Below are 21,228 nucleotides of genomic sequence, written 5' to 3' on the forward strand. Positions count from 1 at the left end.
TATATCTTCCGTGCTTAAATTTAAATAACTTCTTGAAAAATATGATTTATTTATGTATAATGTATTATACATATTTTTGAGGTATATATATGGTAAAACAAGAATGCATTGATTTTTTGAAGACATATCTTCCCTTCTTAAAAAAGATGTCTTTTGATGATAGACAAGATTTTTTTAATAAGGCCGTTTTAAGGAATTACTCGGCAGGCGAAATTATTTCCAATAACGAAACCTGCAGCGGTATGATTATTGTCTTTAAAGGCCAAGTCCGCGCTTTTATCGGCTCAAAAAACGGCAAGCAAATCAGCATTTACAGGTTGTTAGAAGGCGATGTTTGTGTGCTTTCGGCTTCATGCGTAATGAATAATTTGACATTTGATGTTACTATTGAAACCGAAAAAGACAGCCAAATAATCGTTTTGCCTTCCGAACATTTTGAACGCTTCGTAAAAAACAACACCTTTATCAAAGATTATGTTTTGGCCATAATGTCGCAACGGCTATCGGACGCTTTGTTTCTTATAGAACAAACTCTGTTTTCAAGGTTCGATAAGCGCCTAGCGGACTTTATTTTGGAGCAAGCCAATATTGACGGCGCTAATGTGGTTAAGATAACTCAAGATACCATAGCCAACCACTTGGGAACCGCCCGAGAAGTTGTTACACGCATGATGAATTATTTTGAGGATGAAGGTTATATAGAGCTGTTCCGCGGCGGTTACAAAATCATTAATGACAAAGCGTTGGCTGATATAGCTAATTTATAAGTATTATATTATAAATTTCAATTATTTTCTGTAATTTTATCACTTATTATTTATTTTTAAAAAACCTTCTATGTAAAAAATTTATGATAGAAGGTTTTTTTATTATCAATTTTTACCTAAAAACTCTAAATGTTTTTTCAACAGGGACAAATTCTTTTTCTCCCGCTACGCCCAAAATTTTCCCAAACGGCATTTGCGCCAATAATTTCCATTCAATCGGCAAATTCCAGCGGACCTTAACAGCGTCGTCAATTAAAGGGTTATAATGCTGCAAACTTGCCCCCAAGCCCATATCGCATAAAGCGGTCCAAACAATATGTTGAAACATACCGGCAGCCTGCATCGCCCAAACCGAAAAAGAATCTTTATATAAAGGAAATTTTTGCATCAAAGCCTTTGTGACTTTTTCATCCTCAAAGAAAAGTATTGTTCCGTAACCGTTTTTAAATGACTGAATTTTATCTTGCGTTTTGGCGAAGTTTTTTTCAGAAACGACTTTTTTCAAAGATTCTAATACAATATCCCATAAATCGTCATGGTCTTCTCCAATTAACAAAACAGCCCTATTGGCCTGCGAATTATATGGCGTTGGAGAATGCATTAATGCCTGTTTGATCATATCAATTATTTCATCGTCAGATACGGCTATATTTTTTCCTATTGAATATATTGAACGTCTGCTTTTTATTGAATCCATAAATTTATTCATAATTTTAAATCTCCTTTTTTATGGTTGTATCTTTAGTGTTAACCTTAATATTAACCTTAAATTTAATAATGTCAACATGCAAAGTGATATATTTTTTTATTTTCGTTAATTTTAATTAAATTTTTTTAAAACATAATATAACAAAATATAACATAAAGCGATAAATTTAATAAAATAAACATCAAAAAATATTTATTTCATTAAAAATAGACTTTAAATTAGTATTATGCCTGATAGAGTATTCTATAAAAATCTTTTTAAATACGAAAAAAGCTCCTTTTTAAAAAAAGCTCCTTTTTAAAATAATATTTAAAAGAAAATTACCCCTTAATTTTTCTAGACTTTATGACCTTTTTTAGCCCTTTAAAATATTTTTTATTAGCCATGTCAATTAGTCCCATCATCCTTTCTTTTGGAAGCCTCCTTTCGCTTAGCGTCGCAAGCATTCTTAACGGCAGCCTAAGGATTGACTCAAAAGTTTGGTCGTTGCCCGGCATATTCCTATGCAATGTTTTAAACTCTTTTTTCAGTCTCCTTTTTAATATCCGTCCTATAACAGTCCTGCTTATGTCATTAATGGTTGAATTAAAGTCAAAAGGACGCTGTTTTTTTACGCTTTTTGGCGTTAGCGGTCTCCCCAAAAGCTTAGAAAATTCTTCGTCGCTTAAAATGGGCTTTTTGGGCGGAATATAATTTGAAAATACAAACTCCTCGCCCTTAATATTAATATCATGTTCATATGCTATATCTTTAGAAGATACGCCTACAAAAACTTTATATTCCCCGCCCTCAAGCGCCCAGTCTTTTGATGAAACATTGTAAAAAGCTAAAGATCGCATAGGAATTAAAATAGTTATATCTTTCGCTTCTCCTTTTTTCAAAAAGACTTTTTTAAACCCTTTAAGTTCTTTTTTGGGTCTTATAAACCTGCTTTGAGGCATGCCGATATAAACTTGAACTACTTCCGCGCCGTCAAAATTCCCAATATTTTTGATAGTAAGATTAACCGCTATATTATCATCATCGGTTTTTACTATAATGTTATTTAATTCAAAAGATGTATAACTTAACCCATGACCAAATGGAAATCTTACATCTTTATCAAAAGTATCGTAATACCTATATCCTACAAAAAGCGTTTCCTTGTAATGCGATGCGTTATTATCTTCCGTAAAGTTTGGATAAGAAGGGTTATCTTCTAATTTAATTGGCCAAGTTTCCGCTAACTTGCCCGAAGCATTGACCTTGCCGTATAAGATATCTACGCCTGCGTCCGCGGCTTCTCCAGCAAGATATTGCAAAACTATCGCTTTGGCGTCAATAATATTATCAAGCTCCATAGGCGAACCGCCGCTTAACACTATAACAAAATCAGACCTAACTTTTAACAATTCGTCAATCAAAGAATAATGGGATTGGGGCAATCTCATATGTTTTCTGTCATATCCTTCGCTTTCATATTCTTCTGTTAAGCCTATAAATACCGCTATATTTTTATGGTTTTTGCATGACGAGACAGCTTGAGATATTAATTCATAATCTACATTATCATTATCAATATTATAGCCGTCTAAGTATTCATAACTTATATTTTGACTATCCAGCCCTTCTAAGAAACTTTCAAGTTTATAAGGATTAATTTTTGAACTGCCGCTGCCTTGATATCTTGGATATTTTGCGAGCGCTCCTATAACCAATAACTTTTGGTCTTGGCTAAAAGGCAAGAAGTTATCGTCGTTTTTTAATAAAACTATTGAATTTTGAGCTATCTTTTTAGCCAATTGATGTCTTTGTTCTTGATTATATTTGACGGTTTTTTGTGCCGATTTTACTTTTGATATTAGTTCTAGAATTCTCAAAACACAGCAATCTATTTGGTGTGTGGTAACCTTGCCGTCCAAAACGGCTTTTAGGACGCATTCATAATTAAACTGGCCGGAATACGGGAATTCAATATCAAGCCCCGCTTTGACGCCTTGCGCCCTTTCGTCCACAGCGCCCCAATCGCTTATAACCGCGCCTTTATAGCCCCAAAAATTCCTTAAGACATCGGTCAAGAGATATTTGTTTTGGCTAGCGTAAACGCCGTTTAGCCTGTTATACGAGCACATAACAGTCCAAGGCTGGCTTTTTTTGACAGCAATTTCAAAAGGTTTTAGGTATATTTCATGCAAAGTCCGCTCGTCTATTTCTGCGCTTATAATAGCCCTATAAGTCTCTTGATTATTGGCGGCAAAATGCTTGATAGATGTCCCGACGCCTTGGCTTTGGACGCCTTTTATAAATGACGCTGACATCATCCCCGCAAGATAAGGGTCTTCCGAAAAGTATTCAAAGTTCCTGCCGCATAATGGCGAGCGTTTGATATTAGTGCCCGGGCCTAAAATAATATCAACATTTTGCTCTATCGCCTCGCTTGCTAGAGCTTGCCCCATCTTTTCTATAAGCTCAAGATCAAAACTGCATGCGCTAAGTACTGCGGGCGGAAAGCATACGGCTTTTTGATTGGATTTTTCCCCATTCTCAATGATTTCATTTCTGAGCCCGTGCGGACCGTCTGACATTTTTATGCTGTCTATGCCAAGACGGCTTATGCTTTTGGTATTCCACCAATCAGCGGCAAAAAGTAACGACACCTTTTCTTTTAGCGTCATTTTCTCAAAAACATCTTTTATATCCATAAAAAACCCTTAAAAATTATTAAATTAAAATATATTTTAAGTTATAATATTGTCCAAGTCAATACAGCATACGCTTAAAAAAAACCGCAGTATCTTATATAAGATACTGCAGTTTTTTTATTATTTTGCATACTCTGTGCTTCTTAGTTCTCTTATCACATTGACTTTTATTTGTCCAGGATAATCAAGCTCGTTTTCAATTTTTTTAGCTATTTCTTTGGCGATAAAGATTGTAGAGTTATCGTCAACCTCTTCAGGTTTTACCATAATTCTAACTTCTCTTCCCGCCTGTATTGCGAATGATTTTTCAACGCCAGCAAAAGAATTTGCAATTTCTTCTAATTTTTCAAGCCGTTTTACATAGTTTTCCAAAGATTCTCTTCTTGCGCCGGGTCTTGCGCCTGATATTGCGTCCGCTGCCTGAATAATAACAGCCTCGGCAGTTTCAGGCTCTATATCGTTATGGTGCGCGGCTATACAATGGATAACCTCTTTATTCTCTTTGTATTTTTTAGCCAATTCAACGCCAATTGATATATGCGTTCCCTCGACATCATGGTCAACAGCTTTGCCTATATCATGCAATAATCCAGCTCGCTTGCAAAGCATCACATCCAGTCCAAGCTCGGCTGCAAGCAACCCAGCCAAATGGGAAACTTCAATTGAATGTTTTAAAATATTTTGACCGTAGCTTGTGCGATATTGCAGTCGTCCTAACAACTTCACAAGCTCGGGGTGAATTCCATAGACGCCAGTTTCAAATATTGCGTTTTCGCCCGCTTCTTTTATATGGGCTTCTACTTCTTTTTTGACTTTTTCTACGACTTCTTCTATCCTTGCAGGATGAATTCGCCCGTCTGCAATAAGTTTTTCCAAAGCTATTCTGGCAATTTCTCTTCTAACCGGATCAAAACCTGACAATATAACCGCTTCGGGCGTATCGTCTATTATCAAGTCAATACCGGTAGCGTTTTCCAATGCCCTTATATTTCGGCCTTCACGACCTATTATGCGCCCTTTCATCTCGTCATTGGGTAAAGGCACTACCGAAACGGTAATTTCGGCAGTATGTTCCACAGCGCATCTTTGAACAGCTTGGCTTATTATTGCTTTGGCTTTTTTATCCGCTTCTTCCTTTGCGGCTTGCTCTATATTTCTCACCAACATTGCCGCGTCTTTTTTGGCTTCTTGCTCAAACTCGGCTATTAGCAATGTTTTGGCTTCTTCTTTGGTCAATGAGGCAACTCTTTCCAATTCTTGAATAATCTTGGCTTCAGTTTCTTTTATGCGCTCATATTCGCGTTCTAATTCTTGTTCTTTTAAAGCTAGATTTTTGCTGGTCTGTTCCAAAGCTTCAAGCTTTTTTTCAATGGTTTCCTTTTTCTTGTCAAGGTACTCTTCCTTTTGGATTATACGGCTTTCGCTTTTTTGAAGTTCGTTGCGTCTTTCTTTTACTTCTTTATCAAAATCCATTCGCAATCTATGCACTTCTTCTTTGGCTTCTAATATTGCTTCTTTTTTTATCGTTTTGGCTTCCATATTAGCATCTTTGATAATTTTATCGGCAGTTATTGTAGCGCTGCCGATTTTGCTTTTTACTATTTGAGCATTTATAATATAACCTACAGCTAGGCCTATAAATAATGCCGCAATAGGTAATAAAATTATCAAAAGAATGTCTATTTGAGCCAAAATGTTCAGCAGGTCGCCGTTCATTTTTTACCTCCTATTCAATTTTCAATCTGCGTTAATATGACTTATAATTTAAGAAATTTTCTTATAATAAATCAAAGTGCATTATTTCAATAATAGCCAATAAAAAATCAAATGTCAACTTAATAACGGTAAAGCGTTCTTATTGTTCTTGACATATTCTTTTATTTTTTGCTCTATTTCTTGACATAATTGCGAATTTTCTACAAGATATTTGCGCACATTTTCTCTGCCCTGCCCTATCCTTTCGCCATTATAACTAAACCAAGAACCGCTTTTTTCTAATATCCCAAATTCAACCCCAAAATCAATTATGCTAGATTCGTTTGAAATTCCTTCGCCATAAATAATATCAAATTCAGCGACTTTGAATGGCGGCGCAAGTTTATTTTTGACTATTTTGGCCTTAGTGCGATTGCCGACCATTTCTGAGCCGTCTTTTAATGTCTCGGCCCTTCTGACATCAATTCTTATGCTTGAATAAAACTTCAATGCCTTGCCGCCTGAAGTAACTTCGGGCGAACCAAATAATACGCCGACTTTTTCGCGCAATTGATTTATAAATATAACGCAAGTTTTGGTGCGGCTTATAATGCCGGCAAGCTTTCTTAACGCTTTGGACATTAACCTTGCTTGCAGTCCTATATGGCTGTCGCCCATTTCCCCGTCTATTTCAGCCTTGGGCGTTAACGCGGCAACCGAGTCTATAACTATCACATCCAAAGCGCCGCTTGAAACTAAACTCTCGGTTATATCCAACGCCTGCTCGCCGTTATCAGGCTGTGAAATATAAAGATTGTCAAGATCGACGCCTAAATTTTTGGCATAAATCGGGTCAAGCGCATGCTCGGCATCAATAAAAGCCGCCGCGCCGCCGTTTTTTTGCGCTTCGGCTATTACATGCAAACTTACTGTAGTTTTGCCCGAAGATTCCGGTCCGTATATTTCAATATTTCTTCCTCGCGGCAACCCGCCTATGCCTGTCGCCAAGTCCAACGCCAAACAGCCTGTTGAAATAGTTTCAATAGGCAAATTAACTTTTTCGTTAAATTTCATTATAGAGCCTTTGCCAAATTGCTTTTCAATTTGAGAAATGACTTGTTCTAACGCTCTTTTTTTATTTTCATCCATTTTTTATGTATTCTCCTTATAAAATTTACTAATTATAATTTTTTAGATATTGTATCAGTCTAAAGAAAGCGTTATCGCATCCTTGCAAGATTATCTGCTCTCTACCCCCTTCAAAATGGTTTTCAAAAATATGTATGCCGTCTTTATCGCCTAATGCCAAATAACATAGCCCTACATTTTGCCCTTCAGGGCCGGCAAAGCCCGTAGTAGCCATTGCTATATCAGCGCCGTCCTTAATTAGCCCCGTCGCCATCTGATAAGCCGTTTCGCTGCTTACAACCCCGTTTTTTTCCAAGACGCTTTTGTCTATCTCTAGCCTTGACAATTTTGATTTTTCGTCATATGTTACCAGACCCTCTATTAATACTTTGCTTGCGCCCGGATATAAAACAAGTTGGGAAACAATGCGCCCGCCCGTATATGATTCGGCGATAGAAATTTTTCTGTCGGTTTTTAGCAAAATCTCAAAAGCGGCTTGGCTTAATGTAACGTCGCCTTCGGCATATAAATATTTGTCTAATCTTTCCTTAATGCTGTTAATTACATTTAAAACCTCTATTCCCGACATATTGTCGGTATAGCCGATTATTATATCGCATAAAGCGCGGGTTTGGATATAATCAATGCTTACTCTAGCTTTCGCTCTTGAAACATCTTTGATAAGTTCTTTGCATATTTCGGCATTAATGCCGTATGTTCTTAACACATGCTTATAACGGTGCGTTATTGATTTGGAAATAAGCACCGGCAAAACCATGTCTTCAAATAATTTTATTCCTTGGTCGTCCGTATCAATAAAAGCGATCTCGCAAGAACTATACGATGTGTAAATATCGGACGGCGCCGCGCCTAAGACTTCCTTGGCTCTTTTATCGGCGTTTAGAATAAGCATATATGAGGAGATTTTTTCGGCATACTTTAAAAAAATCAAAAAATCATCCTCAAAATATCTAGCCTTTGTTACGCTATTAACATCAAGGCCATTATCGGACAATAATCCGATAAGCTTTGATATGTATTGTTCGCAGTCATTTGCTTGACCGTATTGTAGCGCCAAAATTGATATTTTCATCTGTTATTATATAAATATATTGTTTTTTACCCTATTAAGTTTAGAATACAGCTTTTTATTGTTTTTGTAAAGAGTTGGTATTGATATTTTTTAATCGCGGATTACCGCGCGGCCTTTGATAAAATAATGTATTCCCGAAAAGATTGTCAATAACAAAGATATCAAAAATAGCGCAAAGCCGCCAATATATAAATATATGTAATTAAAATTAAAAAGATTGCCTAAATCTTGCGCGCACATAAGCACAGGAATAGCTATTGTTTGTAATGCTGTCTTTGCTTTTCCAAAAATATCTGCCGCCATTATATAATTTTTTGAAGCGGCTAACATCCTTATATTATTAACAATCAAATCGCGGATTAATATAATTATTATTGAAACCGCTAATATGATATTAAAGCTATAATCAACCGGCGCCGCCAATAAAATTAAAATCAAAGAAGATGACACTAATATTTTATCGGCTATTGAATCCAAAAATTTTCCCAACGTTGTTATAAGGTTATATTTTCTCGCGATATACCCGTCAAAAAAGTCGGTTATCGCCGCCAAAATAAAAATCAAAGTGGCATAAAGCCTTGAATAAGGAATAAACGAATTTAATAAAAATAAACTTATTATCAAAGGCACAAGGCAAATTCTTAAGATAGACAGTTTATTGGGCAGGTTCATAGCATTTCTCCTTTCAAATCATAAGTCAAAACATCCATTATCTTTACATCATAAAAATTGCCCACCTCTGCGTAATTGCCGCTAAAATAAACTAAGGTATCTACTTCAGGGGCATTATATTGTGTTCTGCCAAAAAACAAGTTTTTTTCAAAATCTATTCCTTCGTATAAAACTTTTAGCGTCTTATTGAGATATTTCTTTTTATTATTTTCAATAACTACCTTTTGTTGAACGGCGGCGGCTTGTCTTAGGCGCGAGTTTTTAATTTTGGATGGGATTTGATTGGGCATATTTGACGCTGGCGTTCCTTCTTCGCGCGAATATGTAAAGAAACCTACATTGTCTAATTTAAACTCTTCCAAAAAGAACAATAATTTTTCAAATTGACTATCGCTTTCTTGAGGAAAACCCAAAATAAAAGAGCTTCTTATGCTGATATCCCCTGCTTCGCGGATTTTATAAATCAAGTTTTTTATGCCCTCTTCGGTTATGCGACGGTTCATTCTCTTTAAAATTATATTATCAATATGTTGCAAAGGTATATCCAAATAATTACAAATTTTAGGTTCAGATATTATTAAATTAAGCAAACTGTCATTAATAGTTTCGGGATAACAATATAACAGTCTTATCCATTCTATCCCGTTGGTTTTGGAAAGGTCAAACAACAAATCGGCTATATTATAACTTTTATACAAATCGTTGCCATACCTGCCCGTGTCCTGCGCGACTAAGATAAGTTCTTTTACTCCCATGTCGGCAAGGCTTTGGGCTTCGGCCAATATATTTTCTTTGGATCGCGAAATATATTTGCCTCTTATGCTGGGGATTGAACAAAATGTGCAATGATTATCGCATCCCTCGGCAATTTTTAAATACGCGTAATGAGGAGGCGTGGTAAGCACCCTATCAATCGTATCATTGTCTTTGGGAATATTGCTGTAATAGGTTTCGCCGTTGTATAACCGTTTTATAACCTGGTCAATCTCAGAATAATTGAAAGCGCCCAAAAAAGCGTCAACTTCGGGTAATTCTTTTTTTAGTTCGTCTAAATATTTTTGACTTAAACATCCGCTAACTATAATTTTTCGGCAATTTTTTTGTTTTAAATCAATGGCGTCTAGTATTGTATCTATTGATTCTTTTCGCGCTTTTTCTATAAACGCGCAAGTATTGATAATTATTATCTCAGCCGCATTTAAATCGTCCACAACCTCAAAATCCGAGCCTTTCAAGTATCCAAGCATCTTTTCGGTATCTACTCTGTTTTTGTCGCATCCTAATGATATAACGCCTAATTTTTTCATCTTTCTTCTTGCTCTTGCGGATCAAATGGCTCGCCAAATTCTTCCTCAAACTGTTCGGGCGTAATTAATACTTTTCGCGGTTTGTTAGTGCCATCAAAAGGAGATATAAATTTTTTTAATTCTAATTGGTCCATTATTCTCGCCGCCTTGGCGTATCCATACCTGAACCGTCTTTGGATCAATGTCGTTGACGCCTGTCCCAATTCCAAAAACATCCGCACAATATTGGCAAGATTGGGGTCGGGCTCGTCAACAAAATTAGCCACTGTAACGCCATTGCTATCGGCGTCGTTTGAACTGAATATTAACTCTTCTATTTCTTTATCAAAATCCGAAGGATTGTTTTCTTTAATAAAATCAACCACATCGTAAACTTCGTCATGTGTAACATACGCGCCTTGAACCCTAAATGGTTCGGGTTTATCCACAGGCGCGTAAAGCATATCTCCGCGGCCAAGCAACCGTTCGGCGCCTCCTTGGTCAAGTATTGTTTTTGAGTCCGCAAAAGACGTTACAGAAAACGCTATTCTTGACGGCAAATTAGCCTTAATCGTGCCCGTAATTACATCAACAGAAGGACGCTGCGTCGCCAAAACAAGATGAATGCCCGCCGCGCGGGATTTTTGCGCTATAACCCTGATTTTGTCTTCAAAATCCCTTTTAGCCTGCGCCATCAAATCGGCAAGCTCGTCCACGACTATCACAATAAAAGGCAATTTTTCCTCATCGCCATTTTTGACGATGGATAAACTATTAAATTCGTGGATATCCCTGACTTTGTAAGAAACAAACAATTCAAATCTTCTTTCAGCTTCGTCTATGGCCCATTCAAAGGCGTTGAGCGCATGCTCGGGCTCGGTTATAGGGTTTTCGGTCAACATATGAGGCAACCCTCTATAACTTGTAAACTCAACGCGCTTGGGGTCTATTAGAATTAACCTTACATCGGCGGGAGAAGACTTGAATATTAAGCTGGTAATCAAGGCGTTAAGACAGGACGATTTTCCGGAGTTAGTCGCCCCTGCCACCAATAAATGCGGCATGTTTATAAGGTCGGTTACTATATTTTTTCCCGCTATGTCTTTGCCCAAAGCAAAACAAAGCGGCGACGGATGGTTGATAAATTCCCTTGATTCAATAATCTCCCTTAGCGAAACAACCTCTATAGTATTGTTTGGTATTTCAATGCCTACCGCCTGCTTGCCCGGTATCGGCGTTTCAATGCGCACTTTTCCGTTTGAAGCCATAGTATAAGCTATATCGTCCGCTTTATCGGCGATTCTTTTGACAGATATTCCTGGCGGCATTTGGAGTTCGTATCTTGTAACCGCAGGCCCTTTGGTGACGCCAATTACTTTTGCCGGCGTCTTAAAATCATCCAAAACTTGTTCCAAAATCGCTATATTCTCGTTTATATCTTCGTCTATTTCGCCTGTGTATGTTGAGTTGTTTTGCAAAAGGTCAATGGGCGGTTTAATATATTTTTTATATAACGGTCTCGGCTTCGCGCTCTTAGGCGGCGTATTCGGCTTGTCGGCATATAAGATATCTTCTACTTTAATTTGTTCTTCCTCCGAAGCCGCCGTTTTTTTGCTCGCTATAGACTCCACTTCATTGATTTTTTTGTCAATATCCGAGGTTTGCTTGGGAGGATTTATAGTAAGATATTGCGAATTCTCATAAGGCTGCTCAAAAGATTGCAACGACTGGTTTAGGTTTTGCTCGCTCAAAAATCTCAAAGGCTCAACTTTAACATCGGCAAGCTTATTGTCGCTTTGGTCTTTGGGCTCAGTTGGAATTTTTTGCATTGAAGCCTGAGTTTGCTCGGTATAGATTTGAGGTTCGTTATAGACCTGGTTTTTTGAGCCTCGCTTTAATATTTCTTTAAACTCTTTTATAACGCTGTCTTCTGTCTCGGCGGTTTTGCTTTCCCTAAGTTTTTGGCTAACTAATTCCGCGTCAATAATTTTGGGTATTTTGGGCGCTTCTTGCGATTGATTGGCAATACTATGCTTTAGTTCATTTTTTAGTCTAGATTCTAAAATCTCTTTGCTTCTTTTTTCGGCGTCAATGACATTGGCCGCAACAATTTTTTTAGGCGGAGGGACAAATTCCGATTTTTCTTTATGAATTATTTTTTCGGGCTTTGGCTCCGCATAAAAACTTGTTTTAATAGTATTTGGTTTTGCATCAGAAGATTCAAAAGACGCCGCCAAAGACGCCGCGTAATCAGCCCTAAAAGTGTTAATAGAGCCTTTAAATGACTGAAACTTTTTATCTATGCCAAAATCGCCGTATTTCTTTTTATTTTCTTCCAAAGCCGAATAATAATCATGGCTTAGGTTGTATATTTTTTTAACGCCTCTTTTTTCGCTTTTATCAAAAGCGCTTGCTTTTTTGTCGCCTTTTATAATTGTTGAGACAAATAAAGAATTGGTCTTTTTTTCGGCAAGTTGTCTTTTAAATTCCCTTTGGGTATTTGCTATAATATTTTTTGTTTTGTTGTATCTTTTAATTTTTTCAAAATCAATAAATGTTATCCCAAATACTACAAACAAAACCGAAAACAACACATAGCTACCTATAAGCTTTAAAGCCATATATATCGGATATGCTACAAAGCCCAAAATTACGCCGCCAAAAGTCATTGAAGAATCATAGCATTTGGAAATATAACTAGCAAAAGACACATCCGCGCCCAAAAACCGCGCGGACGAAATTAGATGCAAAATCATAAGGGCGCAAAAAAACATGCCCAATACGGAAAAAGTTTTTCTCAAAGAAACCTGAACGGTATAGCCTTTAAAAAGAATCAATCCAAAAGAAAACAGGGTTACAAATAAGGCGTAATGGGAATAACCAAATACGCCCATTACAAAATTTTTTACCGCTTTTGCGCCAATAGGCGCCAAAAAAATATCAAAAACGGTAAAAATTAAAATGACTACTGACAAAATCATCAGAGCCAATCCGTTAATTTCGCTTCCTTTATTTGAATATCTGCTTTCTTTTCTCAAAAAAAGACTCCTGAAAAAACCTAATATCAACCAAACTGCTTTTTTGATAATTATACCATAATACGATTTAATAGACAATGGATATAAATCTTAAGCATATCCAACTTATCGTCAAATTACAAAATATTATTTAATGATTTTAACGAACATCCGACAAGTTCGCTAAATACATTGGCTATAAAATGCAACAACTTTTTTGACGCCGATGATTCTATTTTGATGGTTGATAGTCTTTCATAATCCGAATTATCTATAAACTTCAAGTTATTGATTAAATTAAGCTGCAGGGGCAAACCATCTATATCTTTACATAACGGACATAACAGCCCTCCTCTTAGCGCGGAAAAATACGGCCTTGAAACACTGGCGCGGCAAGACGAGCATTTTGTAAAATTCATTTTATACCCTATTAACGCCAGCGTGTCTATGATAAATTTGGTTGCTATCATATTTTCATTAGTCGTATCATAAGCAAGTTCTTTTAACGCTTTGAGGCTATGCAAAAACAATTTTTCATTAGGTTGACCTTCAATGGTGGCGTAGTCAATAACCTCCAAAATAACGCAGCCACAAAAAAATCTTTCTGTTTGATACGCAAGGTCATAAAAAGATTCGGTCAGCGTGCAATTGGTCGTTATATAATTGTTGCCGCGTTCAGAAAAAATAAACTCGCCAAAACAGAAAGGTTGCGCCGCCATTTTCATCTTTGCTTTTGGCTTTTTTACGCCTTTAAAAACGGCGTTTAATTTCCCCCTCTCCAAAGTAAAAATTACGGCGATTTTATCGTTTTCCTTATAATCTTTGGTATTTAAGACCAAACCTGTAACTTTTATATTATCTTCCATAGTTAAATTATATCAAAAAATATTTTTTTGGTCATTAATTAGCTGTCATCGCGTTATTATACATAATTTATTAAATTTTTGAACATACTATAACTATAAAAAAATAGGAGGTTTACATATGTTTTTTGGAGACGATCTTTCCGGCTTGTCGTGGAAATTGTTTTCTTCTACAGGCCAAATAGGATATTATTTGTTATACAAACGCCTTAATGAATTAGACGACGAAGTCAATCCTCCTGTTGATAGGGACATATTTGATTAAGATATATATTTAAGATTTACAGACCTTAAGAATTCTTAAGGTCTGTAATCTTTTTGACTGGAATTTCCAATTTGTCTATTTAGGTTTTCTTTGTTTTTATCAAGATATATTTGATACAGCTCATCGGCTGTCATGCCCGAGTGAAGACACATGCTTATAAAAAAATGCAACACATCAACAAGTTCTTCTTTTAAAGCCTGTTTATTAATCGTTTTAGGGTTTTTCCACCATTTAAAATTAACCTCGTTTAAAGTTTCACCCAATTCCGATATAAGCGCCAATATATTTTTTTGAATCCAAACCTCGGATGTATACTGGTCGCGCAGGTTATGGTTATCTATTATAAAATCATTGAGCTTTTGCTGCATCTCAAAAATATGTTCAAGTTTATCCATAAGTATCTCCCTTTTTTATAATCCAATACAATACAACTATAACACAGCAATAAAGAAAAGCTATAGCAAAACGCTATGGCTTTTTTTAAAAAAATATTGTAAATCATTTTTAAATATCGTCAATTAAGAAACTGTAACAAATCTTCGGCCGGTCTATTTGCAACGCACGAGATACAAGCCCTTTCAAAGTCTAAATATTTACGGGCAACATCCATTACATCGTCTTTGGTAATAGAATTAATCTCTTTTAATTTTTGGTCCAAATCAAAAATTTGGTCGGATACCAATAACATTTTTCCATAAACATTCATAATAGATGTGGTGTTTTCTTGTCCTAAGATAATATTGCCTTTTAACTGTTCTTTGCCGCGCTCAAACTCATCGTCGTTTATGCCGTCTTTTAAGAATTTTTTTAGTTCGTCAATAACGGTTTTTACGGCTTTTTCTATGTTTTGAGGGTTGGTGCCGCAATAAAAAGAGAAAATGCCATTATTCTTATAAGAAGACATATAACTATATACGGAATACGCCAGCCCCAACTCTTCCCTAATTTTTTGAAACAGCCTTGAACTCATAGACCCGCCCAGCACATTGGAAGCAATCATCATAGGATTGGATTCTTTTGTATTAAACATTGGAGAAGGAAATCCTATGGCTATGCTTGCTTGTTCTATTTGTTTGATTTTGCATCCGGTTTTGGGCACGGATGCATGCTTGGGCGCTGGTTCGGCTTTTAGACAATTCTCCTGCCCTTCAAACTTTTGGTTAAAGTATTTGTCAATAAGCTCCGCAAGCTTATCAAAATCAAAATTTCCCGCTACCGCAATTACTATATTTTGCGGGCAATAATGGCTAAACATAAATTTCTTTAATTTATCTTTATCAAAATTATTTACATTTTCAGCGGTGCCAACAATAGGTTGTTCTAAAGGGTTGCCCTCAAAAAATAATTTGGCAAGGTTTTCATGACAAACATCTTCTGGCGAATCTTCAACCATAGATATTTCTTCTAAAACTACTTTCTTTTCTTTTTCTAGTTCATTCTCGTCAAAAGTTGAGTTAAAAAACATATCGCTCAAAATATCAATGCATTTTTCAAGATGTTCGTCTATTGATTTTGTGTAATAACATGTGACTTCTTTGGCTGTAAAAGCGTTAATCTGACCGCCTATTTTGTCTATTGAATCGGCAATATCAAAAGATGAGCGGTTAGAAGTTCCTTTAAAAAGCATATGCTCAATAAAGTGCGATATTCCATTGATATTATTTTTTTCGTAAGCGCTTCCCGCTCCTACCCAAACGCCTACTGAAACAGACCTTAAAAAATCCAGCTTTTTCATTATTAATCTTAATCCGTTCGGATAAGATATCATCTTATGCATAAAAAATACCTCTAACTAAAAATTTTAATAATAGTATGTGATAGATTACATATTTTATTGAATCAATATTAGTTTATACCAATAAATGTAAACAGTCAAACAAGCATTTATTTTAAACTTTGCTAACCGTAGCGATGTTTTCGCTTACAGTGACAAGATTAAACCCTTTTTCTTTTAAAGTTTTGATTATATCGGGCAATGCCTCTAGCGTGTTTTTGGTAGGATGCATAAGTATTAGATCGCCGTTTGAAGCTTTTGTGGTGGCCCTTTTATAAATCAAAGATGTGTTTTTGTCGCGCCAGTCAATAGTGTCTTTGGTCCACATGATAGTTTTGTATCCAAGCTCATCGGCAACTTCCAAGGTAAGCTTGTTATACGAACCCGATGGCGGCGCAAAAAGCGTGGTTTTTTTGCCGCAGATGCTTTCAATTAATTTTTCTGTAACATAAATTTCCTCGCGGTTTCGCTCGCGGGATAAGTTTTTGTGGTCTTTATGAAAATATCCGTGATTGCCAATTTCATGGCCGTGCTGCGCTATATCTTTTAAAACATCTTGATTATTGGCGGCCCAGCACCCGCCTATAAAAAAAGTGCATTTTATATCGTATTTTTCAAAAACCAAAAGCATATCGTCAATATATTCCGTCCCCCAATAAACATTTATCATAAGGCTAATATTATTCTTAGCAGTGTCGCCGTTATAATAAGCCTGCGGTTCGCCGCTTTTAAATACTTGGGCTATATCGTCTTTTATCGCCATCCCCAAAACAAACAAGACCGCAATCGCAATAATTACATTACTTAATACATCAATAAAATATCTTTCTTTTTTGATTGTGTTTTGATTCATATAATAAATATATTCAATAAAATAAAAAAAAAGTAATATCGCCATTGAAATCAAAGTTCTTTAATAAAAGCACAAAAAACACATAAAATAAATAAAAACTTCAAAATTATGGTAATTGATAGACAATCTTTTTGAGATATATTATCATTATATAGCGAACAAAATTATTTAAGGAGATATATGATGGCATCAACTTCTATTAAAAATATTTTCGCAAGAGAAATCCTTGATTCGCGCGGCAATCCGACCGTAGAAGCTATTGTAACTTTAGAATCGGGAGCGCAAGGCGTCGCGGCCGTGCCTTCGGGAGCTTCTACCGGCATATTTGAAGCCGTGGAGTTAAGAGACGGCGACAAAAAAAGATATTTAGGGAAAGGTGTCCTAAAAGCCGTTAATAATGTCAATACGGAAATTTTTGAGGCGCTAAAAGGCAAAGACGCCCTAGATTACGCCGCAAACGATAAGATTATGATCGAACTGGACGGAACGGAAAACAAAAGCCGTTTGGGCGCAAACGCGATTTTGGCGGTATCGCTTGCGGCTTCCAAGGCGGCTGCAAATTCATTGGGAGTTCCTTTATATAAATATCTCGGCGGCGACAGCGCGACTATTTTGCCCGTTCCTATGTGCAACATAATCAACGGCGGGGCCCATGCATCCAATAATGTTGATATCCAAGAATTTATGATTATGCCCGTAAACGCGCCTTCGTTTACAGAGGGCATTAGATGGTGCGCTGAAGTTTTTCATCATCTTGCAAAAGTTTTAACAAGCAAAGGGCTTTCTACCGCTGTTGGCGACGAGGGCGGCTTCGCACCTAATCTTAAGAGCAGCGATGAAGCTTTGGACACAATCTTAGAAGCGATTGAAAAAGCCGGTTATAGACCCGGCGACGATATTAAAATCGCTTTGGACGCGGCCTCAAGCGAATGGTATACCGAACAAGGCGATTACTTCTTGCCCAAAAACAAACAAAGAATGACCCGCGACGAATTGGTTGAGTATTGGGACAAGCTAACAGCAAAATATCCGATCATCTCATTAGAAGACGGGTTGGCTGAAGAGGATTGGGAAGGCTGGCAAAAACTTACCCAAAAGATTGGAAAACGCGTTCAGTTGGTAGGCGATGATTTGTTTGTAACCAATACAAAAAGACTCCAAAGAGGAATTGAAAACAATGTCGCCAATTCAATTCTTATCAAGCCCAACCAAATAGGCAGTTTGAGCGAAACAATTAACGCGGTTAAAATGGCGCAAAACGCAGGCTATACGGCGGTAATGTCGCACAGAAGCGGCGAAACCGAAGATACCACAATCGCGGATTTGGCAGTGGCCACAGGCGCGACCCAAATAAAAACCGGCTCGTTATCAAGAAGCGAAAGAATAGCAAAATTCAACCGCTTGTTATATATTGAATACGAGCTCGGCAATAACGCCAAATATCCCGCTATGAACGCCTTTTATCAATTAATAAAGTAAAATATTTTATAAATATAAAAGGGCCTTCAATAAAAGGCCCTTTTCTTAATTCCTTTTTGCAAAAAAAACGCCTCATAAGCGGTTCCAGCTTTTGAGGCGCTTTTTAATATTGTTGTTTTTCAATTTATCATTCTAAGGCCACAATGTAATAATACAGCGGCTGTCCGCCGAAGTGGCAGTCAACGTCGCATCTTGGATATTTTTCGCTCAATTCTTCAACTATTTTGCGCGCGTCCTGCTCATTGACATCGCTTCCAAAATATAATGTTATATTGGAAACATTATTATCCATCATTTTCTCTATCAAATCTTTGGTAACAGCGCTGACATCTTGGCCGGTCGCGACAATATCTTTGCTGTCAATTCCAATAATATCGCCTTGGTTGAGTTGTATGCCATTTTCATAGCTAGTGCTTCTAACGGCGTAAGTAACTTGACCCGCCTTAACGGTTTGCAACGCTTCCATCATAGATTCGCGATTTTCATCCAAATCCGCTTCAGGATCAAAACATAAAGCGCAAGCAATACCTTGCGGAATATTGATAGTAGGGATAATAATCAAATTTCGCTTGGAAATTTCTTTTGCCTGTTCGGCGGCCAAGATTATGTTCTTGTTATTAGGGAAAATAAAGACATTCTCAGCCATAACTTTATCGGCGGCTTGGGCGATATCGTCCGCGCTGGGATTCATGGTCTGCCCGCCTTCTATAATATAATCAACCATTAAGTCTTTGAATATATTGGCCAGCCCTTCTCCCACGCATACGCTAACCATACCAAATGGTTTTAATTCTTGTTGGGATTGTTTTAGCGCCCTATTTTGTTCAAGCATATTTTCTATTTTTAATTTATCTAGCTCGCCCAATTCCAAGGCGTATTGCAACGCAGTGCCGGGGTTATTGGTATGGACATGGACCTTAACCAAAGACAAATCCCCTATAACTAACACGCAATCGCCAATAGCCATGAGTTTTTCTCTAAACCTGTCAATATCGGCTTCGGTGGTCTTTTTGAATAGATTAATTATAAAAAATTCCGTGCAATACGCAAACTCAATATCTTCAAGGCTATCAAGATCGGCATGAAATTGCTTATAAGTGTTTAAAGACTGGGACGAAGAAATCCTGTCATTGTACTCCAAAATTTCAGGCGATTCGGTATTGGTTATTACATTATAGAAGCCGGTAAAAATAATCAGCAATCCGCGTCCGCCTGCGTCAATAACGCCCGCCTTTTTCAATACCGGCAACATTTCGGGCGTTTGCGACAAAACTTGTTCGCCATATTCAATAACGGATTTCAAAAAATCTTCTATTTCTATGGCTTTTTTGGTTATTGACAATGCGTGTTCGGCCATTCCTCTTATAACCGTCAGCATTGTGCCTTCTTTAGGTTTTGTTACAGCCTTGTAGGCCACATCGGAACCTTCTTTTAGGGCTCTTGCAAAAATCTTAGGCGTTATCTCCTCGTTTTCCTGCACGAAAATAGATGTCATGCCCTTAAAAATTTGCGATAAGATAACCCCCGAGTTGCCGCGCGCGCCCCTTAATGCGCCTTTGGAAAGCGCATTGGACAAATCAATGATGTTATTATTGGGGCAATTTTCCACTTCTTTGGATGCGGCCATCATTGTCAATGACATGTTTGTGCCTGTGTCGCCGTCGGGTACCGGAAAAACATTTAACGAATCAACATAGCTTTTGTTTTGATCCAATAATTTTGTGCTGCTTAGAATTAGCCTTCTAAGCATTGCGCCATTAATGTTTTTAGACATTATCCCCTCCCACTTTGCATAAAAAATATAATAAATACATCATTTTTAGTATTAATATATGGCCTTTGCATAATCAAAATACTTAAACTTTGACTCCAACAACATTAACATTTAGCGAGTCAACTACCATTCCTGTAAATTTTTCCACATTGTATTTTACGGATTTTTTGATTGATTCGGCGACAGCTTCAATAGATACGCCGTATTTTAGTATTACAAACAAGTCTATAAAAATCCGATCGCCATTTGTAATAACTTTGACGCCCTTGCTTACAGATTGTCTTTTGAAGAGTTCGGCGATATAATCTGAGAGCCTTTTTGAAACCAAATCAACTATGCCATAGCAATCCAAGGCAGTATATCCAGCAACTTGAGCTATGGCTTCTTCGGTAACAGATATTTTGCCGTAAGCATTTGTGGTATGGACAGACATATTACCTCATTCTTTGGTTACAAAAATTATACTCTTTCAATCCAAAATATTATACTATATCATTTATCTTTTTTCAATAATTTAAACCGTGATACTTAATTATTTAAATGATTTGTGATAATTAACAAGCAAAAAATAATCTAATCTTAATAATCCAAAAAACATACAGGTTTGCTTGCAAAAACAAAAAAACAATGCTAATATATATGAGTTGAATTTTGAACGCGGAGGAATATATAATGTCAAGAGTTTGCGCTGTATGCGGCAAAGGTAAAATGAGCGGCAATAAAGTCAGCCATTCTAACCGCAAAACTAGAAGAGCTTTTAATCCAAATCTGTTAAAAGCAGATGTTGAGATAAACGGCAAAAAAGTGAGTGGTTATATATGCACTCGTTGTCTTCGCACTTCCCGCAAACAAATGGAAGCTTAAAATAATAAATTAATATAAAAAACAAAAACTCTCGCTTTATCAAAACAAGCGGGAGTTATTTTTATGTTTGGACACATAAGGGTTGTTCTTTATAAAAAAGCGCCATGGATATTTAGCCGCCTCAGGCGCGTAATCAATATTTATTCTTGGCGTAACCGCTATTTGAAATTCGTCAATATCCTTATATTCGGTAATAGTAATGTTGTTATCAATAATCAAATTCGTCCCATTATCAGCTTTGGTTATCCCTAGCGCCTGACACACCTTGCCCGGTCCCGATGTCAGTGCAAACGGCTTTGTCTTAGTAA

19 protein-coding genes are annotated in these 21,228 nt (G+C 36.8%); 4 read left to right on the plus strand and 15 right to left on the minus strand.

Annotated features, from left to right (window positions below; all coding sequences use genetic code 11):
* The first annotated feature begins 89 nt into the window (after window positions 1-89).
* Window positions 90-767, plus strand: a complete 678-nt coding sequence (locus GX756_00740) for a Crp/Fnr family transcriptional regulator (GenBank protein ID NLC16396.1) — start codon at window positions 90-92, stop codon at window positions 765-767.
* 112 nt (window positions 768-879) lie between these two features.
* On the opposite strand, the gene GX756_00745 is transcribed toward GX756_00740, so the two are convergent.
* From GX756_00745 to recO, 9 genes are all read right to left on the minus strand, one after another.
* Window positions 880-1,476 (minus strand): nitroreductase family protein, encoded by a 597-nt coding sequence (locus tag GX756_00745; protein NLC16397.1) that lies wholly within the window; start codon window positions 1,474-1,476, stop codon window positions 880-882.
* A gap of 320 nt (window positions 1,477-1,796) precedes the next feature.
* A complete protein-coding gene (locus tag GX756_00750; GenBank protein ID NLC16398.1) occupies window positions 1,797-4,157 on the minus strand; it encodes a glycosyl hydrolase in 2,361 nt (786 codons plus the stop codon).
* A gap of 120 nt (window positions 4,158-4,277) precedes the next feature.
* On the minus strand, window positions 4,278-5,873 hold the full coding sequence (gene rny / locus GX756_00755) for a ribonuclease Y (protein NLC16399.1): 1,596 nt from the start codon (window positions 5,871-5,873) through the stop codon (window positions 4,278-4,280).
* A 114-nt stretch (window positions 5,874-5,987) separates the two neighbouring features.
* The gene (gene recA, locus GX756_00760; protein NLC16400.1) at window positions 5,988-7,001 is read right to left on the minus strand and encodes a recombinase RecA; all 1,014 of its coding nucleotides are present in this window, start codon (window positions 6,999-7,001) and stop codon (window positions 5,988-5,990) included.
* Window positions 7,002-7,029: 28 nt separating this feature from the next.
* Window positions 7,030-8,073, minus strand: a complete 1,044-nt coding sequence (locus GX756_00765; protein ID NLC16401.1) for a CinA family protein — start codon at window positions 8,071-8,073, stop codon at window positions 7,030-7,032.
* A 90-nt stretch (window positions 8,074-8,163) separates the two neighbouring features.
* Window positions 8,164-8,745: a CDP-diacylglycerol--glycerol-3-phosphate 3-phosphatidyltransferase gene (gene pgsA / locus GX756_00770; protein NLC16402.1), complete on the minus strand. Its 582-nt coding sequence runs from the start codon at window positions 8,743-8,745 to the stop codon at window positions 8,164-8,166.
* Window positions 8,742-10,052, minus strand: coding sequence for a 30S ribosomal protein S12 methylthiotransferase RimO (gene rimO / locus GX756_00775; GenBank protein NLC16403.1), 1,311 nt, complete (start codon window positions 10,050-10,052; stop codon window positions 8,742-8,744). Before rimO ends, pgsA begins: the two co-directional genes overlap by 4 nt.
* Window positions 10,049-13,069 (minus strand): hypothetical protein, encoded by a 3,021-nt coding sequence (locus tag GX756_00780; GenBank protein ID NLC16404.1) that lies wholly within the window; start codon window positions 13,067-13,069, stop codon window positions 10,049-10,051. Before GX756_00780 ends, rimO begins: the two co-directional genes overlap by 4 nt.
* Window positions 13,070-13,185: 116 nt before the next feature.
* Window positions 13,186-13,914, minus strand: a complete 729-nt coding sequence (gene recO / locus GX756_00785) for a DNA repair protein RecO (protein ID NLC16405.1) — start codon at window positions 13,912-13,914, stop codon at window positions 13,186-13,188.
* A gap of 118 nt (window positions 13,915-14,032) precedes the next feature.
* Here recO and GX756_00790 point away from each other — a divergent pair, with 118 nt between their 5' ends.
* On the plus strand, window positions 14,033-14,176 hold the full coding sequence (locus GX756_00790; protein NLC16406.1) for a YqzL family protein: 144 nt from the start codon (window positions 14,033-14,035) through the stop codon (window positions 14,174-14,176).
* 35 nt (window positions 14,177-14,211) lie between these two features.
* Here GX756_00790 and GX756_00795 read toward each other — a convergent pair whose 3' ends face one another.
* From GX756_00795 to GX756_00805, 3 genes are all read right to left on the minus strand, one after another.
* Window positions 14,212-14,571 (minus strand): dUTPase, encoded by a 360-nt coding sequence (locus GX756_00795; protein ID NLC16407.1) that lies wholly within the window; start codon window positions 14,569-14,571, stop codon window positions 14,212-14,214.
* Window positions 14,572-14,690: 119 nt separating this feature from the next.
* Complete coding sequence (locus GX756_00800) at window positions 14,691-15,953, minus strand: insulinase family protein (GenBank protein ID NLC16408.1); 1,263 nt, start codon at window positions 15,951-15,953, stop codon at window positions 14,691-14,693.
* Between the two features lie 112 nt (window positions 15,954-16,065).
* A complete protein-coding gene (locus GX756_00805; GenBank protein ID NLC16409.1) occupies window positions 16,066-16,713 on the minus strand; it encodes a polysaccharide deacetylase family protein in 648 nt (215 codons plus the stop codon).
* Between the two features lie 273 nt (window positions 16,714-16,986).
* Here GX756_00805 and eno point away from each other — a divergent pair, with 273 nt between their 5' ends.
* The gene (gene eno, locus GX756_00810; GenBank protein NLC16410.1) at window positions 16,987-18,282 is read left to right on the plus strand and encodes a phosphopyruvate hydratase; all 1,296 of its coding nucleotides are present in this window, start codon (window positions 16,987-16,989) and stop codon (window positions 18,280-18,282) included.
* Between the two features lie 127 nt (window positions 18,283-18,409).
* Here eno and GX756_00815 read toward each other — a convergent pair whose 3' ends face one another.
* Together GX756_00815 and GX756_00820 are read right to left on the minus strand one after the other, a co-directional pair.
* Window positions 18,410-20,056 carry a DAK2 domain-containing protein gene (locus GX756_00815; protein NLC16411.1) on the minus strand — a complete coding sequence of 549 codons (1,647 nt, stop codon included), beginning with the start codon at window positions 20,054-20,056 and terminating at the stop codon, window positions 18,410-18,412.
* An 82-nt stretch (window positions 20,057-20,138) separates the two neighbouring features.
* Window positions 20,139-20,489, minus strand: coding sequence for an Asp23/Gls24 family envelope stress response protein (locus GX756_00820; GenBank protein ID NLC16412.1), 351 nt, complete (start codon window positions 20,487-20,489; stop codon window positions 20,139-20,141).
* A gap of 239 nt (window positions 20,490-20,728) precedes the next feature.
* Between GX756_00820 and GX756_00825 the strand changes: the two genes are divergently transcribed.
* On the plus strand, window positions 20,729-20,920 hold the full coding sequence (locus tag GX756_00825; protein ID NLC16413.1) for a 50S ribosomal protein L28: 192 nt from the start codon (window positions 20,729-20,731) through the stop codon (window positions 20,918-20,920).
* 39 nt (window positions 20,921-20,959) lie between these two features.
* On the opposite strand, the gene GX756_00830 is transcribed toward GX756_00825, so the two are convergent.
* Window positions 20,960-21,228 (minus strand): DNA-3-methyladenine glycosylase (locus tag GX756_00830; GenBank protein NLC16414.1); only part of this gene is annotated, 269 nt, incomplete at its 5' end.

The organism is Clostridiales bacterium (genome assembly GCA_012512255.1).
GTDB lineage: Bacteria > Bacillota > Clostridia > Christensenellales > DUVY01 > DUVY01.

What these genes read in the sequence shown, in the direction of transcription:
- GX756_00800 (NLC16408.1), bottom strand. Translation starts at nt 15,953, where the DNA reads ATGCATAAGATGATATCTTATCCGAACGGATTAAGATTAATAATGAAA.
- GX756_00745 (NLC16397.1), bottom strand. Translation starts at nt 1,476, where the DNA reads ATGAATAAATTTATGGATTCAATAAAAAGCAGACGTTCAATATATTCA.
- GX756_00795 (NLC16407.1), bottom strand. Translation starts at nt 14,571, where the DNA reads ATGGATAAACTTGAACATATTTTTGAGATGCAGCAAAAGCTCAATGAT.
- GX756_00765 (NLC16401.1), bottom strand. Translation starts at nt 8,073, where the DNA reads ATGAAAATATCAATTTTGGCGCTACAATACGGTCAAGCAAATGACTGC.
- rny (NLC16399.1), bottom strand. Translation starts at nt 5,873, where the DNA reads ATGAACGGCGACCTGCTGAACATTTTGGCTCAAATAGACATTCTTTTG.
- GX756_00825 (NLC16413.1), top strand. Translation starts at nt 20,729, where the DNA reads ATGTCAAGAGTTTGCGCTGTATGCGGCAAAGGTAAAATGAGCGGCAAT.
- eno (NLC16410.1), top strand. Translation starts at nt 16,987, where the DNA reads ATGGCATCAACTTCTATTAAAAATATTTTCGCAAGAGAAATCCTTGAT.
- pgsA (NLC16402.1), bottom strand. Translation starts at nt 8,745, where the DNA reads ATGAACCTGCCCAATAAACTGTCTATCTTAAGAATTTGCCTTGTGCCT.
- GX756_00740 (NLC16396.1), top strand. Translation starts at nt 90, where the DNA reads ATGGTAAAACAAGAATGCATTGATTTTTTGAAGACATATCTTCCCTTC.
- recO (NLC16405.1), bottom strand. Translation starts at nt 13,914, where the DNA reads ATGGAAGATAATATAAAAGTTACAGGTTTGGTCTTAAATACCAAAGAT.
- recA (NLC16400.1), bottom strand. Translation starts at nt 7,001, where the DNA reads ATGGATGAAAATAAAAAAAGAGCGTTAGAACAAGTCATTTCTCAAATT.
- rimO (NLC16403.1), bottom strand. Translation starts at nt 10,052, where the DNA reads ATGAAAAAATTAGGCGTTATATCATTAGGATGCGACAAAAACAGAGTA.
- GX756_00790 (NLC16406.1), top strand. Translation starts at nt 14,033, where the DNA reads ATGTTTTTTGGAGACGATCTTTCCGGCTTGTCGTGGAAATTGTTTTCT.
- GX756_00815 (NLC16411.1), bottom strand. Translation starts at nt 20,056, where the DNA reads ATGTCTAAAAACATTAATGGCGCAATGCTTAGAAGGCTAATTCTAAGC.
- GX756_00805 (NLC16409.1), bottom strand. Translation starts at nt 16,713, where the DNA reads ATGGCGATAAAAGACGATATAGCCCAAGTATTTAAAAGCGGCGAACCG.
- GX756_00820 (NLC16412.1), bottom strand. Translation starts at nt 20,489, where the DNA reads ATGTCTGTCCATACCACAAATGCTTACGGCAAAATATCTGTTACCGAA.
- GX756_00750 (NLC16398.1), bottom strand. Translation starts at nt 4,157, where the DNA reads ATGGATATAAAAGATGTTTTTGAGAAAATGACGCTAAAAGAAAAGGTG.